The sequence below is a fragment of the Nocardia sp. NPDC004278 genome (genome assembly GCF_053602975.1).
Genome location: NZ_JBSGEQ010000042.1, coordinates 33,209 through 46,840, shown reverse-complemented (window position 1 = coordinate 46,840; position 13,632 = coordinate 33,209). Strand labels below are relative to the sequence as shown.

Sequence of the window (13,632 nt, the reverse complement as noted above, 5' to 3'; positions counted from 1 at the left end):
ACTTCGCGCCCTGCCCGACTTCGCGCCCCGCCTGACTTCGCGCCCTGCCCGACTTCGCGCCCCGCCTGACTTCGCGCCCTGCCCGACTTCGCGCCCCGCCTGACTTCGCGCCCTGCCCGACTTCGCGCCCTGCCCGACTTCGCGCCCTGCCTGACTTCGCGCCCCGCCCAACATGGCCCGCCGAGCAACCGGCCAATCGCCACCAGGGCCACCTGATCAGTCGAGATGCGCTGGTGCAGGGGAGCTCTCGCTTGGGTGCATGAGTGCATGGTGATCGGTTGTCCAGGGGTGCCCGACGTGGCGCGGTTCATTCTGTGGCCCTGGCATTGGCCGCCCTGGCGTACCGGGCTCAGTGCGGGCCGGGTGGCGGGAAGGGGAAGACCTCCGGCGGAAGGGTCGGCACCACGATCGGCGGAAGACCCGGCACGACAATGGTATTCGGGCCGGGTGTGGTGGGGGGCGGCTCCGTTGTCGTCGTGGTGCGGCGCGGGGGCGGTGCGGCGAGCGATTCGCTGGTCTCGGTGGTGCTGCCCGGGGCGACGGCGATCTGTGGGTCGAGGGTGGTGGTGCGCGGCGCGCTGGTCGGGGCGACCGAGGTGGGGCGGTCGCTGCTCTGCGAATCGCGTTCGAGGACCTGCGGGCCGTAGCCGAGTCCGAGTCCGATGGCGGCGACGACGGCCAGTGCGCTGACGGTCAGCACCGCGCCATTGATCTCCCGCTTGCCGCGGCGGCCCTTGGGCGGTGTGGATAGCCAGGCAGGGGAGAGCTCGTCGTCATCGAGCAGCTGACCCGCGACCGGCGCGTGGTGTTGCGGGGTGGCGATGACGGTGCGAATCGGCCGGGCCAGCATGGCGGCGCCGCGGGTGACCACGGTCTCCGGGCTGTCGGGAACGATGACCGGTACGCCCATCCACCGTTCGAGCACCTTGGCGATCAGCGGAATTCGGGCGCAGCCGCCGATCGCGAGCACACCGTGCACCGGACGGTCGGAGCGCACGATGACATCGCGCGCCATGCGTGCCGACGATTCGATCGCCAGCATGATGAGGGCTTCGAAATTCTCCTGGGCGAGCAGCACCAGACCCTGTTCGCTGGGCAGCGCCACCGCGGTATTGGTCGACAGCTGTTCCTTGGCCTCGCGGCACAGCGCATCCAGGGCGGCCAGCCCCGCCGAATCCGGCGGATGCGCGATCCGGCCGGAGGCGATCTGCTGTTCGCGGATCAGCGAATCGAGGTAGTCGCCGCTGATATCGCTGGTGCGTTCGCTGTGGCGGATCTCGCGGGTCTGGGTGTCGACGACGCTGACCGTCAGTCCGGAGCTGCCGAGGTCGTAGACGACCAGTGAGGAGATGCCGCGAATATCCCCGGTGGACTGGGCGAATTCGAGCGCAGCGACGATCTCGGGCACCAGTTCGTAATTGGTGAGCTGCTGACGCGCCATGGCCGCCCGCAGCGCCCTGGCATGCTGCTCACTGCGGTAGGCGATGGCGGTGGCCGCGATGCCGGGCATGGACTCCAGCGTGACGCCGATCGCCTCGGCCGCCAGCTCCTCCACCTGATGTTCGACAACCGGAATCGTCTGCAGATCGAAGGAATGCGGCGCGACCGGGCCGTGGGGGTTCCCGGTGTGTGGTCGTGCCATACGAACGGCACCGGCCCCCACCGAAACACCCAGAACCGAACTCATCAGCTGCCCATCCCGTTTCACACATCACGACATGCGAGCCTGCGCCGCTCGCCGGTGGATTGGCCCGCCCTCGGGACCATACCGCCGACGTCCGACAGTGCCGAAGGCAGGACCTGGTCGCCCCGGCATCGCCCCCGCGTCGCACGCAACTTTACGGTGTGCCGAGTCCGGCGTACACCCATCCCGCGGCTCTCCAGGTGGCACGATTGAGACAGTTGCGGCCATCGATGATCGACCGCTTCCGGACCACCGGATCGAGGTCTTGCGGACGCAATGTGACGAACTCATCCCACTCGGTCAACACCAGCACCACATCCGCGCGATCGCAGGCCTCCGTCACCGATGTTGCGTAGTTCAAAGTGGGAAAGACCCGTCGCGAATTCTCCGCGGCCTTCGGGTCGTACACCGTCACCACTGCGCCGTGCAGCTGGATCATTCCGGCGACATTCAGCGCGGGCGAGTCACGGACATCATCGGATTCGGGTTTGAACGCCGCGCCGAGCACCGCGACATTGGCGCCGAGCAGCGATCCGCCGCAGGCCCGGGTGGCCATATCGACCATTTTGGTGCGGCGGCGCATATTGATGTTGTCGACCTCGCGCAGGAATGCCACCGCGTGATCGGCGCCGAGTTCACCGGAGCGCGCCATGAACGCGCGAATGTCCTTGGGTAGGCAGCCGCCGCCGAAACCCAGTCCGGCATTGAGGAATCGGCGGCCGATGCGCGCGTCGTAGCCGAGTGCGTCGGCCAGCATCGTCACATCCGCACCGGTCGCCTCGCAGACCTCCGATACCGCGTTGATGAATGAGATCTTGGTCGCGAGAAAGGCATTCGCGGAGACCTTGACCAATTCGGCGGTGGCCAGATCGGTCAGCAGGAACGGCACCTCGGCCGCGATCAGGTCGGCGTAGATATCCCGCACAAGCTCCTCGACCCAAGCCGCGGCGTCGCGCTCGCCGTCCACCCCGAGCACCAGTCGATCCGGTCGCAGTGTGTCCTTCACCGCGAAACCCTCACGCAGGAACTCCGGATTCCACGCCACCTCCACCTCGGCGTCGGTGAGCGCTCGTGCCCGCGCGCCCAATGCGGCCGCGGTTCCGACCGGCACCGTCGACTTCCCGACGATCACCGACGGCCGCTCCAGCAGCGGCGCGAGCGTATCGACCACGGCATGCACATATTTCAGGTCCGCGGCGTACTCGCCCTTCTTCTGCGGCGTCCCGACCCCGAGGAAATGCACCTGCGCGTGGGCCGCCGCCTCCGCGTACGAGGTGGTGAACCGCAGCCGACCCGCATCGAGGTTGCGCCGCAGCACCTCCTCGAGCCCGGGTTCATAGAACGGCACCACGCCATCGGACAGCTTCGCGACCTTGCCCGGATCGATATCCACGCCGATCACGTCGTGCCCGAGTTCGGCCATGCACGCAGCGTGCGTGGCCCCGAGGTACCCGGTTCCGAAGACTGTGCATCGCATGATCGATTGATAGGACCCGACGATGGCCGCCGCTGGTCAGTGAGGCAAGGGTCTCGGCAACAGCAGGTGTACAGGTGGCGACAAGAATCGTCGATGGGCTGCTGAACTGCGCGAACTGTGCTGGCGAAGCCCCCGTTACCATCGATCTTGTGCGAGGCCGCCACAAGAACCGGGCACGCAACGTCTGGTTGGTGCTCGGCGTTGCGCTGGTGGTCCTGATCGCGGGTCTGTGGCCGGTGTACGTCCGGCCTCGGGTCGACGCGCCCGCGCGGGCCGATGCGATCCTGGTGCTCGGCGGCGCGCACGACGGGCGCGAAAAGCTGGGGCTGCGGCTGGCCAGCGCGGGCTATGCACCCAGGGTGCTGTTGTCCGATCCGTATGAGGACAGCGCCCTGATGAATCGAATCTGCCACAGCCGCTACAGCTTCCAGGTCACCTGCTTCGATCCTTCGCCGCGCACCACCCGCGGCGAAGGTCGCGAACTGGCCAGACTCGCTGCCGCCGAAAACTGGCACCGCGTCATCGTCATCACCTTCACCCCGCATATTTCGCGGGCCCGCTACATCCTCGGAAAGTGCTGGGACGGTGAGCTTCTCATGGTCGACCCGGAACCGCATATCTCGATTCGGCGCTGGGCCTACGACTACGTCTACCAATCCGCCGGTTACCTCAAGGCCTTCTTCGAAGACTGCTAGCGCCGCGCCATCGGGTGTTGCGCGGCTTGTTCGAAGTAGCTCGGGGAAACAAGTGCTGTCGGGTGACTTCAGTTTGATTTCGAGATGAGACAGTCGTAGATTGTGTCTCGTGGGGCATATGGCCACACGGATGCGAAGACGCATATCCCTCCGGGAGGGCAGATGGATTACGACTGGTCAGCGGCCGATCTGGCCTTCCGTGACGAGGTTCGCGCCTTCCTCGACGAGAAGCTGACGCCGGAACTACGGCGGGCCGGGCGCTTGGCGACGAGTGTGTATCCGGACCACGAGGCCAGCATGCAGTGGCAGCACATCCTGCACGAGCGCGGCTGGGCCGCACCCGCCTGGCCGGTGCAACACGGCGGCTGCGATTGGAGCCTCACCCAGCACTACATCTTCAACCGCGAATCGACTCTTGCCGGTGCGCCGACCCTGTCGCCGATGGGGATCAGAATGGTCGCGCCCGCGATCATCGCCTTCGGCACGCCGGCGCAACAGGATTTCTATCTGCCGCGCATCCTGACCGGGGAAATCTTCTTCTGCCAAGGGTATTCGGAGCCGGAGGCCGGTTCGGACCTGGCATCGCTGACCATGGCGGCTGTCGATGACGGCGCGGATTTCGTCTGCACCGGCAGCAAGATCTGGACCACGCATGCGACAGTGGCGAATTGGATCTTCTGTCTGGTGCGGACCGCACGCGAGGGCAAGAAGCAGCAGGGCATCACCTTCCTGCTGATCGATATGACCACGCCCGGCATCGAGATTCGCCCACTGGTGATGACCTCCGGTGAACAGGTGCAGAATCAGATCTTCTTCGATAACGTCCGGGTGCCCAAGAGCAATGTGCTCGGTCGCATCGATGACGGTTGGACCGTCGCAAAATATCTGCTGGTCCACGAGCGCGGCGGCGCGGCCTCGCCGATACTGCAGGTCATGGCCCAGGAGGTGGCGACCGCGGCGGCCGGGCAGACCGGACCCGACGGCAATCCGCTGATCGATGACGCGGCGTTCGCGGCGAAGTTGGCGCAGGCCCGAATTCGCACCGAAGTGCTCGAAATCCTGGAGTACCGAACGCTTTCGACAATGGCACACGGCAAGAATCCGGGCCCGGCCGCATCGATGCTGAAAATTCTGGCCACCGAGTTGAGCCAGCAGCTCACCGAATTGGCGCTGGAGGCGGCCGGTCCGCGCGGCCGGGTCTATCAGCCGCATGCCACCGAACCCGGCGGGCCGATCGCCGAATTCACCCCGCCCGCGGACGGCTATCGCAGCGGCGAGGACTGGCAGGCGGTCGCACCGCTGCGCTACTTCAACGACCGCGCCGGCTCGATCTACGCGGGCAGCAATGAAATTCAGCGAAATATCCTCGCCAAGGCAGCATTGGGGCTCTGATGGACTTCACCTTCACCGATGAGCAGGAACTACTCCGCGCTGCGGTGGCCGGATTCCTCGGTGCCCGTTACGAATTGGCGAAGAGTCGGAGTGCGGCGAAATCCGATATCGGCTGGCAGCCGGGGGTCTGGCGCGGATTCGCCGAGGAGCTGGGCATTCTCGGGGCCACGCTGCCCGAGCGGGTCGACGGTATGGGCGGCGGTCCGGTCGAGCTGATGATCATCACCGAGGAACTCGGCCGCGCGCTGGTCGTCGAGCCCTACGTCGACACCGTGGTCGTCGGCGCGGGGCTGTTAAACCGCTGCGGCGGTGAGCTCGCCGATTCGGTACTGCGACGGATCGTTTCCGGTGCCGCGCGGACCGCCTTCGCTGCACTGGAGCCGACCTCGGGGCAGACGCTGCACGACGTTTCGACCACCGCGCGCCGCGATGGTGATTCGTGGCTGATCGACGGCGTCAAGACCGTTGTGACCAGTGCGCCGCTGGCGACCCATCTCCTCATTACCGCGCGCACCGCCGGTGCTCGGCGCGATAAGGACGGCATATCGCTGTTCCTCACCGAATTCGACGCGACGAATCCGCCCGCCGGTGTGCAAGTGCATTCCTACCGGACGATCGATGACCGGGTCGGATCCGACATCACCTGCACCGGCCTCCGATTGCCCGCCGCCGCGCTGCTGGGCGCCGAGGGCGCGGCGTGGGACGCAATCGATGTCACCGTGGACGAGGCGATCGCGGCGATCGCCTCCGAGGCCGTCGGCTGCATGCGGAAAGTACTGGCGGACACCGTCGAATACACCAAACAGCGGCAGCAATTCGGCCAGCCGATCGGCAGCTTCCAGGTGCTCCAGCACCGCATGGTCGATATGTACATCGAACTCGAGCAGGCCATCGCCGCGGTTTATCTGGCCATCTATTCGCTGGGCGCGGCCGCGGCGGATCGGGCGCGTGCGGTCTCGGCCGCGAAGGTCACCATCGGCCGGGCCGCGCGCTTCATCGGCCAGAACGCGGTGCAATTGCACGGCGCGATGGGCATGACCGAAGAACTGGCGATCGGCCACTACTTCAAGCGGCTGACCGCTATCGAGCACGAATTCGGTTCCAGTGACCAACATCTGGCCCGTTACGCCGCGCTGACGAGGCCATAGCCATGCCCGACGGTGCGGACTCGTCGGTGGCGCTCGCGCCGAAGCCGGTGCGCGAGGACGTGATCGACCTCGCGCACCGCTGGTTCCTCGACGGCCGCCGCATCGATATGCGCCAGCTCGCCCGCGAACTCGGTATCGGCCGTGCCACGCTGTATCGCTGGTGGGGCAGTCGGGAAGTGGTGATCGGCGAGGTGGTGTGGCGGATCATCGAGGAGGCGATCACCCGGGTCGAAGCGCGCGGATACGGTGCACCCGCCGAACGTTTCGTCCGCAATTTCGGCAAGCTCGCCGATACCGTGCGCACCTTCGAACCGCTGTCCCGATTCGTCGCCGACGACCCGGAGTACGGCCTGCGCGTGCTGACCTCCGGCTACAGCGTCGTCCAGGGCCGCATGATCGACTGGGCCGCGGCACGTTTGGCCGGGCTGCCCGATCTCGACCCGCGCATCGAAATCCGTGATCTCGCCTACGCGATCGTGCGCCTCGGCGAGGCCTTCGTCTGGAGCGATGTCATTACCGGCGATCCACCGCGGTCGGAAAAGGCCACTGCCATGGTCGAACTGCTCGTCTCGGCCGCATCCGGCAAGTACTGATCCGCCGCGCCAACCTCAGGGAGTCGAATTGTCCTACAACACCATCACCTACCGCGTGACGGACGCGGTCGCCACCATCACCCTCAACCGACCCGACGCCCGCAATGGCTTCACCACCGAAATGGCCGATGAACTGGGCGCCGCCTTCACCGCCGCCGATCACGATGATGACGTGCGCGCCGTTGTATTCGCCGCGGCGGGAAAGGATTTCTGCGTCGGCATGGATCTCACGGCGGGCGGCTCCGCAGAGGATGTCACCGCACCCGGCTGGGTCGAGTGGTCCACCCGCGTGGTCCGGCCGATGACCGACCTCGATAAACCGGTGATCGTCGCCATGCAGGGTGCCGCCGTCGGCGTCGGCCTGTCCATGACGTTGGCCGCCGATTTCCGGCTCGCCGCAACGGATTCCCGCTTCGGCTTCGTCTTCGCCCGCCGCGGCCTCTTTCCGGAGGGCGGCTCGCTGTGGTTCCTCCCGCGCATTGTCGGCCTGGCAAAGGCCAAGGAATGGATGATCACCGGTCGCGTGTTCGGCGCCGATGAGGCGCTGGCCGCAGGCCTGGTCACCAGTCTGCACGCCCCCGAAGACCTACTTCCCGCCGCGCACGCCCTGGCCACCGAACTCGCCACCCAGGTGGCACCCGTTTCGATCGCCGCCATCCGGCGCGGTCTGGTCGCCATGTCCGGTGACAAAACCCCCGAAGACGTCTTCGCCCTCGACGCCCGCCTCATCTCCTACGCCTTCTCCAGCGCCGACCTGCGCGAAGGCATCATGTCCTTTCTGCAGAAGCGTCCGCCCGCATTCACCGGCAAGGTCGCCACCGAACTCCCGTCACTTGACGACTGGTTGGCGTAGCACCACCGAGCGCCTCCTGTTCGAATTCGGGTGCCGGCGGATCCGATCGTTGATCGTGAGCACGCGGCACGCCTCGATGGCGACCTGTCGCGGCCGCGGGTGTCTCGTTAACGAACGTTTGCTTCCTCGGCATGAGGGCATGGCGTGTGAGAAGGTGAGGTTTCACTCGTGAATTCGGTTCTTCCGATACCGGTTACGAGTGCCGTCGAAATCCGGATGGAGGAGGGGCTTGGTGGAAGCAGCGTCCGATGTGGCTGGGCTGGTGGGGCATCGCTATCGCGCGGATGACTCTTACGTGGTGGGGCGCGAGAAGATCCGCGAGTACGCGCGAGCAGTGCAGGATTTCCACCCGGCGCACTGGAGTGAGGACGCTGCCGGTGAGCTCGGATACGCCGGTCTGATCGCACCGACCACGTTCATCTCCATCGCCGCGATGTTGGCCAACCGCAGGCTCCAGACCGTCATGGCCGGCTACGACACGTTCGTGCAGACCGATCAGGTTTTCGAAATGTACAAGCCGATACTCACCGGCGACCAGTTGATCAGCGATGTCGAACTCGCCTCGGTGCGCCGCATCGCCGGCAAGGACCTGCTCACCATCACCAACACCTTCGCCGACCAGACCGGTGACATTGTGCACATCATGCACACCACCGTCGTCGGCATCACCAGCGAGGACGTCAGCGCCGACATCAGCGACACGATCGAGCGGGTCATCAAGAGCGGACGCGAGGTGACCTCCCGGACTGCGGTTGTGGCAGCCGACGGACCATCGGTAGCGAATCCGGATCCGGAGGCCGCTCCACGCCTGTCCCAGATCTCACGCACGCGTGTTCCGCGCACCGCAACCAGATTCGACGATATCGCCGTCGGTGACGAGCTTCCCGCTCGAACCATGCGCCTGACGCGCGGCGATCTGGTGAACTATGCCGGAGTCTCCGGGGACCCGAACCCTATCCACTGGCACGACGAAGTCGCTGCGCTGGCGGGTCTTCCGGATGTGATCGCCCACGGCATGCTCACCATGGGCTTGGGGGCGGGATTCGTGACCGGATGGCTCGGTGACCCGGGCGCGATGATCAGGTACGGGGTCCGGCTGTCGAACTACACGGTCATCGAAGCCGCATCCGCTGGAAGTGTCGAGTTCACCGGGCGCATCAAGTCGGTCGACGCCGCGAGCAAGACCGCGGTTGTCGTCATCGTCGCGAAGTCTGCCGGACGCAAGGTTTTCGGCCTCGCCACTGCGGATGTCCGCCTCGCATAGCCTCCTGGGCGCCAGCTTCGGGCCGTGAGCCCGGTTGCGAAACCGTGCCACCGCCATCGGTGGCGCGGTGGTAACCCACGGCGATCGGCAGAACTGCGATCGGCCCAGGTGCGCACTGCGCACCCGGGCCGATCTTTCAGGATTTCCCGTCAGTTCTTACGGCCGGGGGCCTTGGCCCCGGATTTGAAGCCCAGGCCACCGGGCTTGGCGGTCGGCGGCGTGACTTCGGGGGCGCCGTTGCCGGAGGTGCCATTGGTGGGCTGTTCCGGTTCCGGGGTCGAATCCGCAGGAGCCGCAGCGGTTTCCGCGGCGGGTGTGGATTCGACCGGGGTCGACGGTGCGGCCGTGCCGGGAGCCTTCGGCCCGGGGCGCTTGAAGCCGGACTTCATGGCCAGGCCCCTGGCGGGGATGGACGGCTTGGTTTCGGTGGGGGCCGAAACCGGTTCGGCGGCGGGGGTTTCCGCGGCCGGGGCGGGAGCTGCCGACGCCTCCGTTGTCGCGGGTGCCTTGGCTCCGGGTGCCTTGGCTCCGGGTGCCTTGGCGGCACCCTTCATCGCCAGTCCCTTACCGCCGGGTGCCTTCGCCGGGCCCTTCATGGCCAGGCCCTTGACCGGGGGCGCGGGGGTGGCCGGCGCCTCGGCGGCGGTGGCCGCTGTGTCCGCGGCAGCGGGGGCCGCCTTGGCGCCGGGTGCCTTTGCGCCACCCTTCATACCGAGACCGCCGGGTGCCTTGGCTCCGGGTGCTTTGGCGGGGCCCTTCATTGCCAGGCCCTTGACCGGTGCGGCCGGAGCCGAAGTCGCCTCAGTGTCCGCGGCAGGGGCCGCCTTGGCTCCGGGAGCCTTCGCGGCTCCCTTCATCCCGAGCCCGCCACCGGGTGCCTTGGCCGCACCCTTCATGCCGAGACCACCGGGAGCCTTGCCGCCGCCCTTCATCGCGAGGCCGCCACCGGTCGGTGCCGCCTTCGGCTCGGCTGCAGCCTCGGCGGCCGGGGCCGGCTCGGGTGCGGCGACCGGTTCCGGCTCGGGGGCCGTCTTCGGTTCCTGCACCACGGTCAGGTTCTCGGTCAGCGTGGCCGGATCGACGCGGTCGATGGCATCGAGCATGAGCTGGGCGACATCGACGACCTCGACGCCCTGGCCGACCGCGCCGCCGTCCTTGCGGGCGGTGACACCGTCGGTGAGCATGACCCGGCAGAACGGGCAGCCGGTCGCGATCTTGGACGGTTCATTGCCGCCGCCCAGGGTGGACAGGGCTTCGTCGACGCGATCGATATTGATGCGCTTGCCGAGTTGTTCCTCCATCCACATGCGGGCGCCACCGGCACCACAGCACATGGAGCGCTCCCCGTGGCGCGGCATTTCGACCAGGGTGGACCCGGAGGCCTCCATCAACTCGCGCGGCGCGTTGTAGACCTTGTTGTGGCGGCCCAGGTAGCACGGGTCGTGGTAGGTGACGTTCTGCGATACCGACGCGACCGGGATCAGCTGCTTCTGCCGCACCAGCCGGTTCAGCAGCTGGGTGTGGTGCACCACCTCGTAGCTGCCACCGACCTGCGGGTACTCGTTGTTCAACGCGTTGAAGCAGTGCGCGCAGGTGACCACGATCTTCTTGCGCGACTGTTCGACGCCTTCGAAAACCGAGTTGAGCAGTTCGATGTTCTGGGCAGCGAGCTGCTGGAACAGGAACTCGTTACCCGCACGCCGGGCGGAGTCACCGGTGCAGGTCTCGTCGGCACCGAGCACCATGAACTTCACCCCGGCCGTCGCGAGCAGTTCCGCGACCGCCTTGGTGGTGCGCTTGGCGCGATCCTCGTACGCACCGGCACAGCCGACCCAGAACAGGTACTCATAGCCGTCGAAGGAATCGGCGTCCTGACCGAAGACCGGGATCTGGAAGTCGAGTTCGTTGATCCAGTTCAACCGGTCCTTGGCGTTCTGGCCCCAGGGGTTGCCCTTGTTCTCCAGGTTCTTGAACAGCCCGGCCAGCTCGGAGGGGAACTCCGATTCGATCAGCACCTGGTAGCGGCGCATATCGATGATGTGGTCGACGTGCTCGATATCGACCGGGCACTGCTCGACACACGCACCACAGGTCGTGCACGACCACAGCACTTCCGGATCGATGATGCCGTTGAGATCTTCGCCACCGACCAGCGGACGCTCCGCCTCGGCCTTGGCCGCCGCGGAAATCTTGGCCAGCTTGCGCTCATCGGGTTTGCCGTCGGCATCGACCAGCCCGACCTCATCGCCGCCCATATCCTTGCGGCCACCGGCCAGCAGGTACGGCGCCTTCGTGACGCCGTGGTCGCGCAGCGACATGATCAGCAGCTTGGGTGAGAGCGGCTTACCGGTATTCCAGGCCGGGCACTGCGACTGGCAGCGACCGCATTCGGTGCAGGTGGTGAAGTCCAGCCAGCCCTTCCAGGAGAAATCCTCGACCCGGCCAGCGCCGAAGGTGTCGACATCCGGGTCGGCGGTCTCCATATCGACCGGCTTGCCCTTGGACATCATCGGCTTGGCTGCGCCGAGCGCGACGCTGCCGTCGTCCTCACGCTTGAAGTAGATATTGAAGAAGGCCGCGAACCGGTGCCAGGCCACACCCCAGTTGATATTGCGACCGACCAGCAGCAGGAAGGTGCTGCCCGACACCATCTTGATGAACGCGAAGATGGCGACCATCGCCACGCTGGACGGCAGCAGCTTGGCCACCTGCATGGTGAAGAAGTCGGTCCACACCTCGGAGTGGCCGTAGGTGGCGATCTTGCCCGCCTTCACCATGACCATGCCGATGCCCTCGAGGAAGACGATCGACTCGATGACATAGGCCGGACCGAATTGCGAACCGCTGAATCGCGACAGCCGTTCCGGCACCCGCGGGTGGTTGAGCTGGCGGATGACGATCAGCACGATGATGCCGATCACCGTGCCGATGCCGAGCACCTCGTCCCACAGGTGGTAGATGCCCCAGCTGCCGAAGATCGGCCAGTGGAATTCGGGATCGAAGGTCTGCCCGTACGCCTCGAAGTACAGGATGAAACCGCCGAGGAAGCCGATCATCACCAGCCAGTGCGCCCAGCCCACCGTGCGGAATTTGTTCATCCGGGTGTGGGCCAGGAATTCGACGATCATTGTCTTGAGCCGAGGGAAGAACGGCCGCCAGCGATCCGGCGCGGGTTGGCCGATCATGATCGCGCGGGTCATCTTGCCGACGCCGCCGACGAATGAAGCCCAACCCAGGAGGCTGAACGCCACACCAATCGTGCCCAGCGTCAGTGTCAGGGCATTCATGTCGCGACCTTTCTTTAGAGGCAACACGAGCGTGGGCGGCGATTCAGCCACCCGGTTGGCTCGTATCCTAACCGCAGGTAAGTTACCCACCGGTAACTTACCTGTCTATCGTACGATCGGCAGTTGGCCGGAGCCCCTTCTTCCTGGGGCTTGACACGAATTCCGCCTGTGATGGATCTCACGAAGATCCGACAATCCGGATGTGAGTTCGGGCGCTAACCACCGTAAACAGTGAGTGGTGGCGTTCTGCCGCTAAGGACAGGCTTAGTCACGCGGAGATCACAGTATGGGCACCGGATCTCGCATCTTCATGTCGGTTGGATTACGCTCACGACGTTCTGTCTGCTGTGCCTGTCTTCACACTGCTCGGGGAGAACCCGGAGCCGACCACTCTGGGTTGATGAGCGCTCTCGCGTGTACGGAGGCAGCTCGCGGACAACCTTGATGATGGATTGGATACTGAATGAAACTCCGCAGCACCACCGCGGCTGCCGTGATGGCCATTGGTGCGATGACCATCGGTCTCGGAACCGCGCATGCCGATCCGGCCGCACCGGCTGATCCCGGTCTCACCTACTCCGTCAAGTTGGTGGACAAGACCGTTGTGGCGGCGCTCAAGGGGGGGACCTTCTCGTTGACCGAGGAGCCCGGCGCCACTGCCGACGATCCGAAGACCACGGTCGCGAACGTGCGTGACGGCAAGGGCAACACCCTCGTCTCCTTCCCGCTGAACGTGGACGTCGACGGCAAGCTCGTGCCGGTCAAAGCGGATATGAAGAACGACGGCACCGTGCTCGAGGTCACCCCGGAGAAGCCGGCGGATCTCGTGGTGTCGGACAAGCCGGTCGTCGCAAAGCCGGTCGTCGCCAAGGACATCGCGTCGCCGATCGAAAACCAGCGCGCGCAGAACGAATTCGCCAGCAACTTCGGCATCGCGACTGCGGTCGGTGGCTTCGTCGGCACCGCGATCGGTGCGATCGCTGGCTGCATCATCAGTCTTCCGGTCGGCTGCATTCCAGGTCTGGTGACCGGTGCGGGCATCGGCGGCATCCTTGGCACCATCGCCGTCGGCGGTCCGACACTGGTTGCTGCGGGCGTCGAGTTGCTCAACACCATCCAGGCTCCGGATGGCACCACGAAGTGGGCCGAGAAGCCGGTGGCGGCGCCCGCGGCTGCGCCGGTTCAGACGCCGAACTAGCTCGAACCGAACTCGACCGGCCTGCCCTCTCTGGAGGGCAG

At 66.1% G+C, this 13,632-nt stretch carries 10 protein-coding genes; 7 read left to right on the top strand and 3 right to left on the bottom strand.

The genetic code is table 11. The annotated features are described in order from the left end of the window. Positions 1-349: 349 nt before the first annotated feature. Positions 350-1,687 (bottom strand): Hsp70 family protein, encoded by a 1,338-nt coding sequence (locus ACWEO2_RS38020; RefSeq protein WP_452409795.1) that lies wholly within the window; start codon positions 1,685-1,687, stop codon positions 350-352. A 151-nt stretch (positions 1,688-1,838) separates the two neighbouring features. Further along, positions 1,839-3,161: a UDP-glucose dehydrogenase family protein gene (locus ACWEO2_RS38015; protein WP_452409794.1), complete on the bottom strand. Its 1,323-nt coding sequence runs from the start codon at positions 3,159-3,161 to the stop codon at positions 1,839-1,841. A 149-nt stretch (positions 3,162-3,310) separates the two neighbouring features. Here ACWEO2_RS38015 and ACWEO2_RS38010 point away from each other — a divergent pair, with 149 nt between their 5' ends. The 6 genes from ACWEO2_RS38010 (at position 3,311) to ACWEO2_RS37985 (ending at position 9,106) form a co-directional block, all read left to right on the top strand. Further along, positions 3,311-3,856 carry a YdcF family protein gene (locus tag ACWEO2_RS38010; protein WP_452409793.1) on the top strand — a complete coding sequence of 182 codons (546 nt, stop codon included), beginning with the start codon at positions 3,311-3,313 and terminating at the stop codon, positions 3,854-3,856. Positions 3,857-4,018: 162 nt separating this feature from the next. Further along, positions 4,019-5,248, top strand: a complete 1,230-nt coding sequence (locus ACWEO2_RS38005) for an acyl-CoA dehydrogenase family protein (RefSeq protein ID WP_452409792.1) — start codon at positions 4,019-4,021, stop codon at positions 5,246-5,248. Continuing rightward, the gene (locus tag ACWEO2_RS38000) at positions 5,248-6,396 is read left to right on the top strand and encodes an acyl-CoA dehydrogenase family protein (protein WP_452409791.1); all 1,149 of its coding nucleotides are present in this window, start codon (positions 5,248-5,250) and stop codon (positions 6,394-6,396) included. The genes ACWEO2_RS38005 and ACWEO2_RS38000 overlap by 1 nt, the downstream gene beginning before the upstream one ends. A gap of 2 nt (positions 6,397-6,398) precedes the next feature. Beyond that, a complete protein-coding gene (locus tag ACWEO2_RS37995) occupies positions 6,399-6,989 on the top strand; it encodes a QsdR family transcriptional regulator (RefSeq protein WP_452409790.1) in 591 nt (196 codons plus the stop codon). Between the two features lie 28 nt (positions 6,990-7,017). Next, positions 7,018-7,842 (top strand): enoyl-CoA hydratase-related protein, encoded by an 825-nt coding sequence (locus tag ACWEO2_RS37990; RefSeq protein WP_452409789.1) that lies wholly within the window; start codon positions 7,018-7,020, stop codon positions 7,840-7,842. A gap of 229 nt (positions 7,843-8,071) precedes the next feature. After that, positions 8,072-9,106 (top strand): fused (3R)-hydroxyacyl-ACP dehydratase subunits HadA/HadB, encoded by a 1,035-nt coding sequence (locus ACWEO2_RS37985; protein WP_452409788.1) that lies wholly within the window; start codon positions 8,072-8,074, stop codon positions 9,104-9,106. 149 nt (positions 9,107-9,255) lie between these two features. Here ACWEO2_RS37985 and ACWEO2_RS37980 read toward each other — a convergent pair whose 3' ends face one another. Next, positions 9,256-12,393: a (Fe-S)-binding protein gene (locus ACWEO2_RS37980; RefSeq protein ID WP_452409787.1), complete on the bottom strand. Its 3,138-nt coding sequence runs from the start codon at positions 12,391-12,393 to the stop codon at positions 9,256-9,258. Positions 12,394-12,856: 463 nt separating this feature from the next. Here ACWEO2_RS37980 and ACWEO2_RS37975 point away from each other — a divergent pair, with 463 nt between their 5' ends. Then, entirely contained in the window at positions 12,857-13,591 is a 735-nt protein-coding gene (locus ACWEO2_RS37975) for a hypothetical protein (RefSeq protein WP_452409786.1), read from the top strand. The last annotated feature ends 41 nt before the right edge of the window (positions 13,592-13,632 follow it).

Bases quoted from the DNA above. Each gene is read 5' to 3' on its own strand.
- ACWEO2_RS38020 (WP_452409795.1), bottom strand. From the start codon at position 1,687: ATGAGTTCGGTTCTGGGTGTTTCGGTGGGGGCCGGTGCCGTTCGTATG.
- ACWEO2_RS38015 (WP_452409794.1), bottom strand. From the start codon at position 3,161: ATGCGATGCACAGTCTTCGGAACCGGGTACCTCGGGGCCACGCACGCT.
- ACWEO2_RS38005 (WP_452409792.1), top strand. From the start codon at position 4,019: ATGGATTACGACTGGTCAGCGGCCGATCTGGCCTTCCGTGACGAGGTT.
- ACWEO2_RS38000 (WP_452409791.1), top strand. From the start codon at position 5,248: ATGGACTTCACCTTCACCGATGAGCAGGAACTACTCCGCGCTGCGGTG.
- ACWEO2_RS37995 (WP_452409790.1), top strand. From the start codon at position 6,399: ATGCCCGACGGTGCGGACTCGTCGGTGGCGCTCGCGCCGAAGCCGGTG.
- ACWEO2_RS37980 (WP_452409787.1), bottom strand. From the start codon at position 12,393: ATGAATGCCCTGACACTGACGCTGGGCACGATTGGTGTGGCGTTCAGC.
- ACWEO2_RS37975 (WP_452409786.1), top strand. From the start codon at position 12,857: ATGAAACTCCGCAGCACCACCGCGGCTGCCGTGATGGCCATTGGTGCG.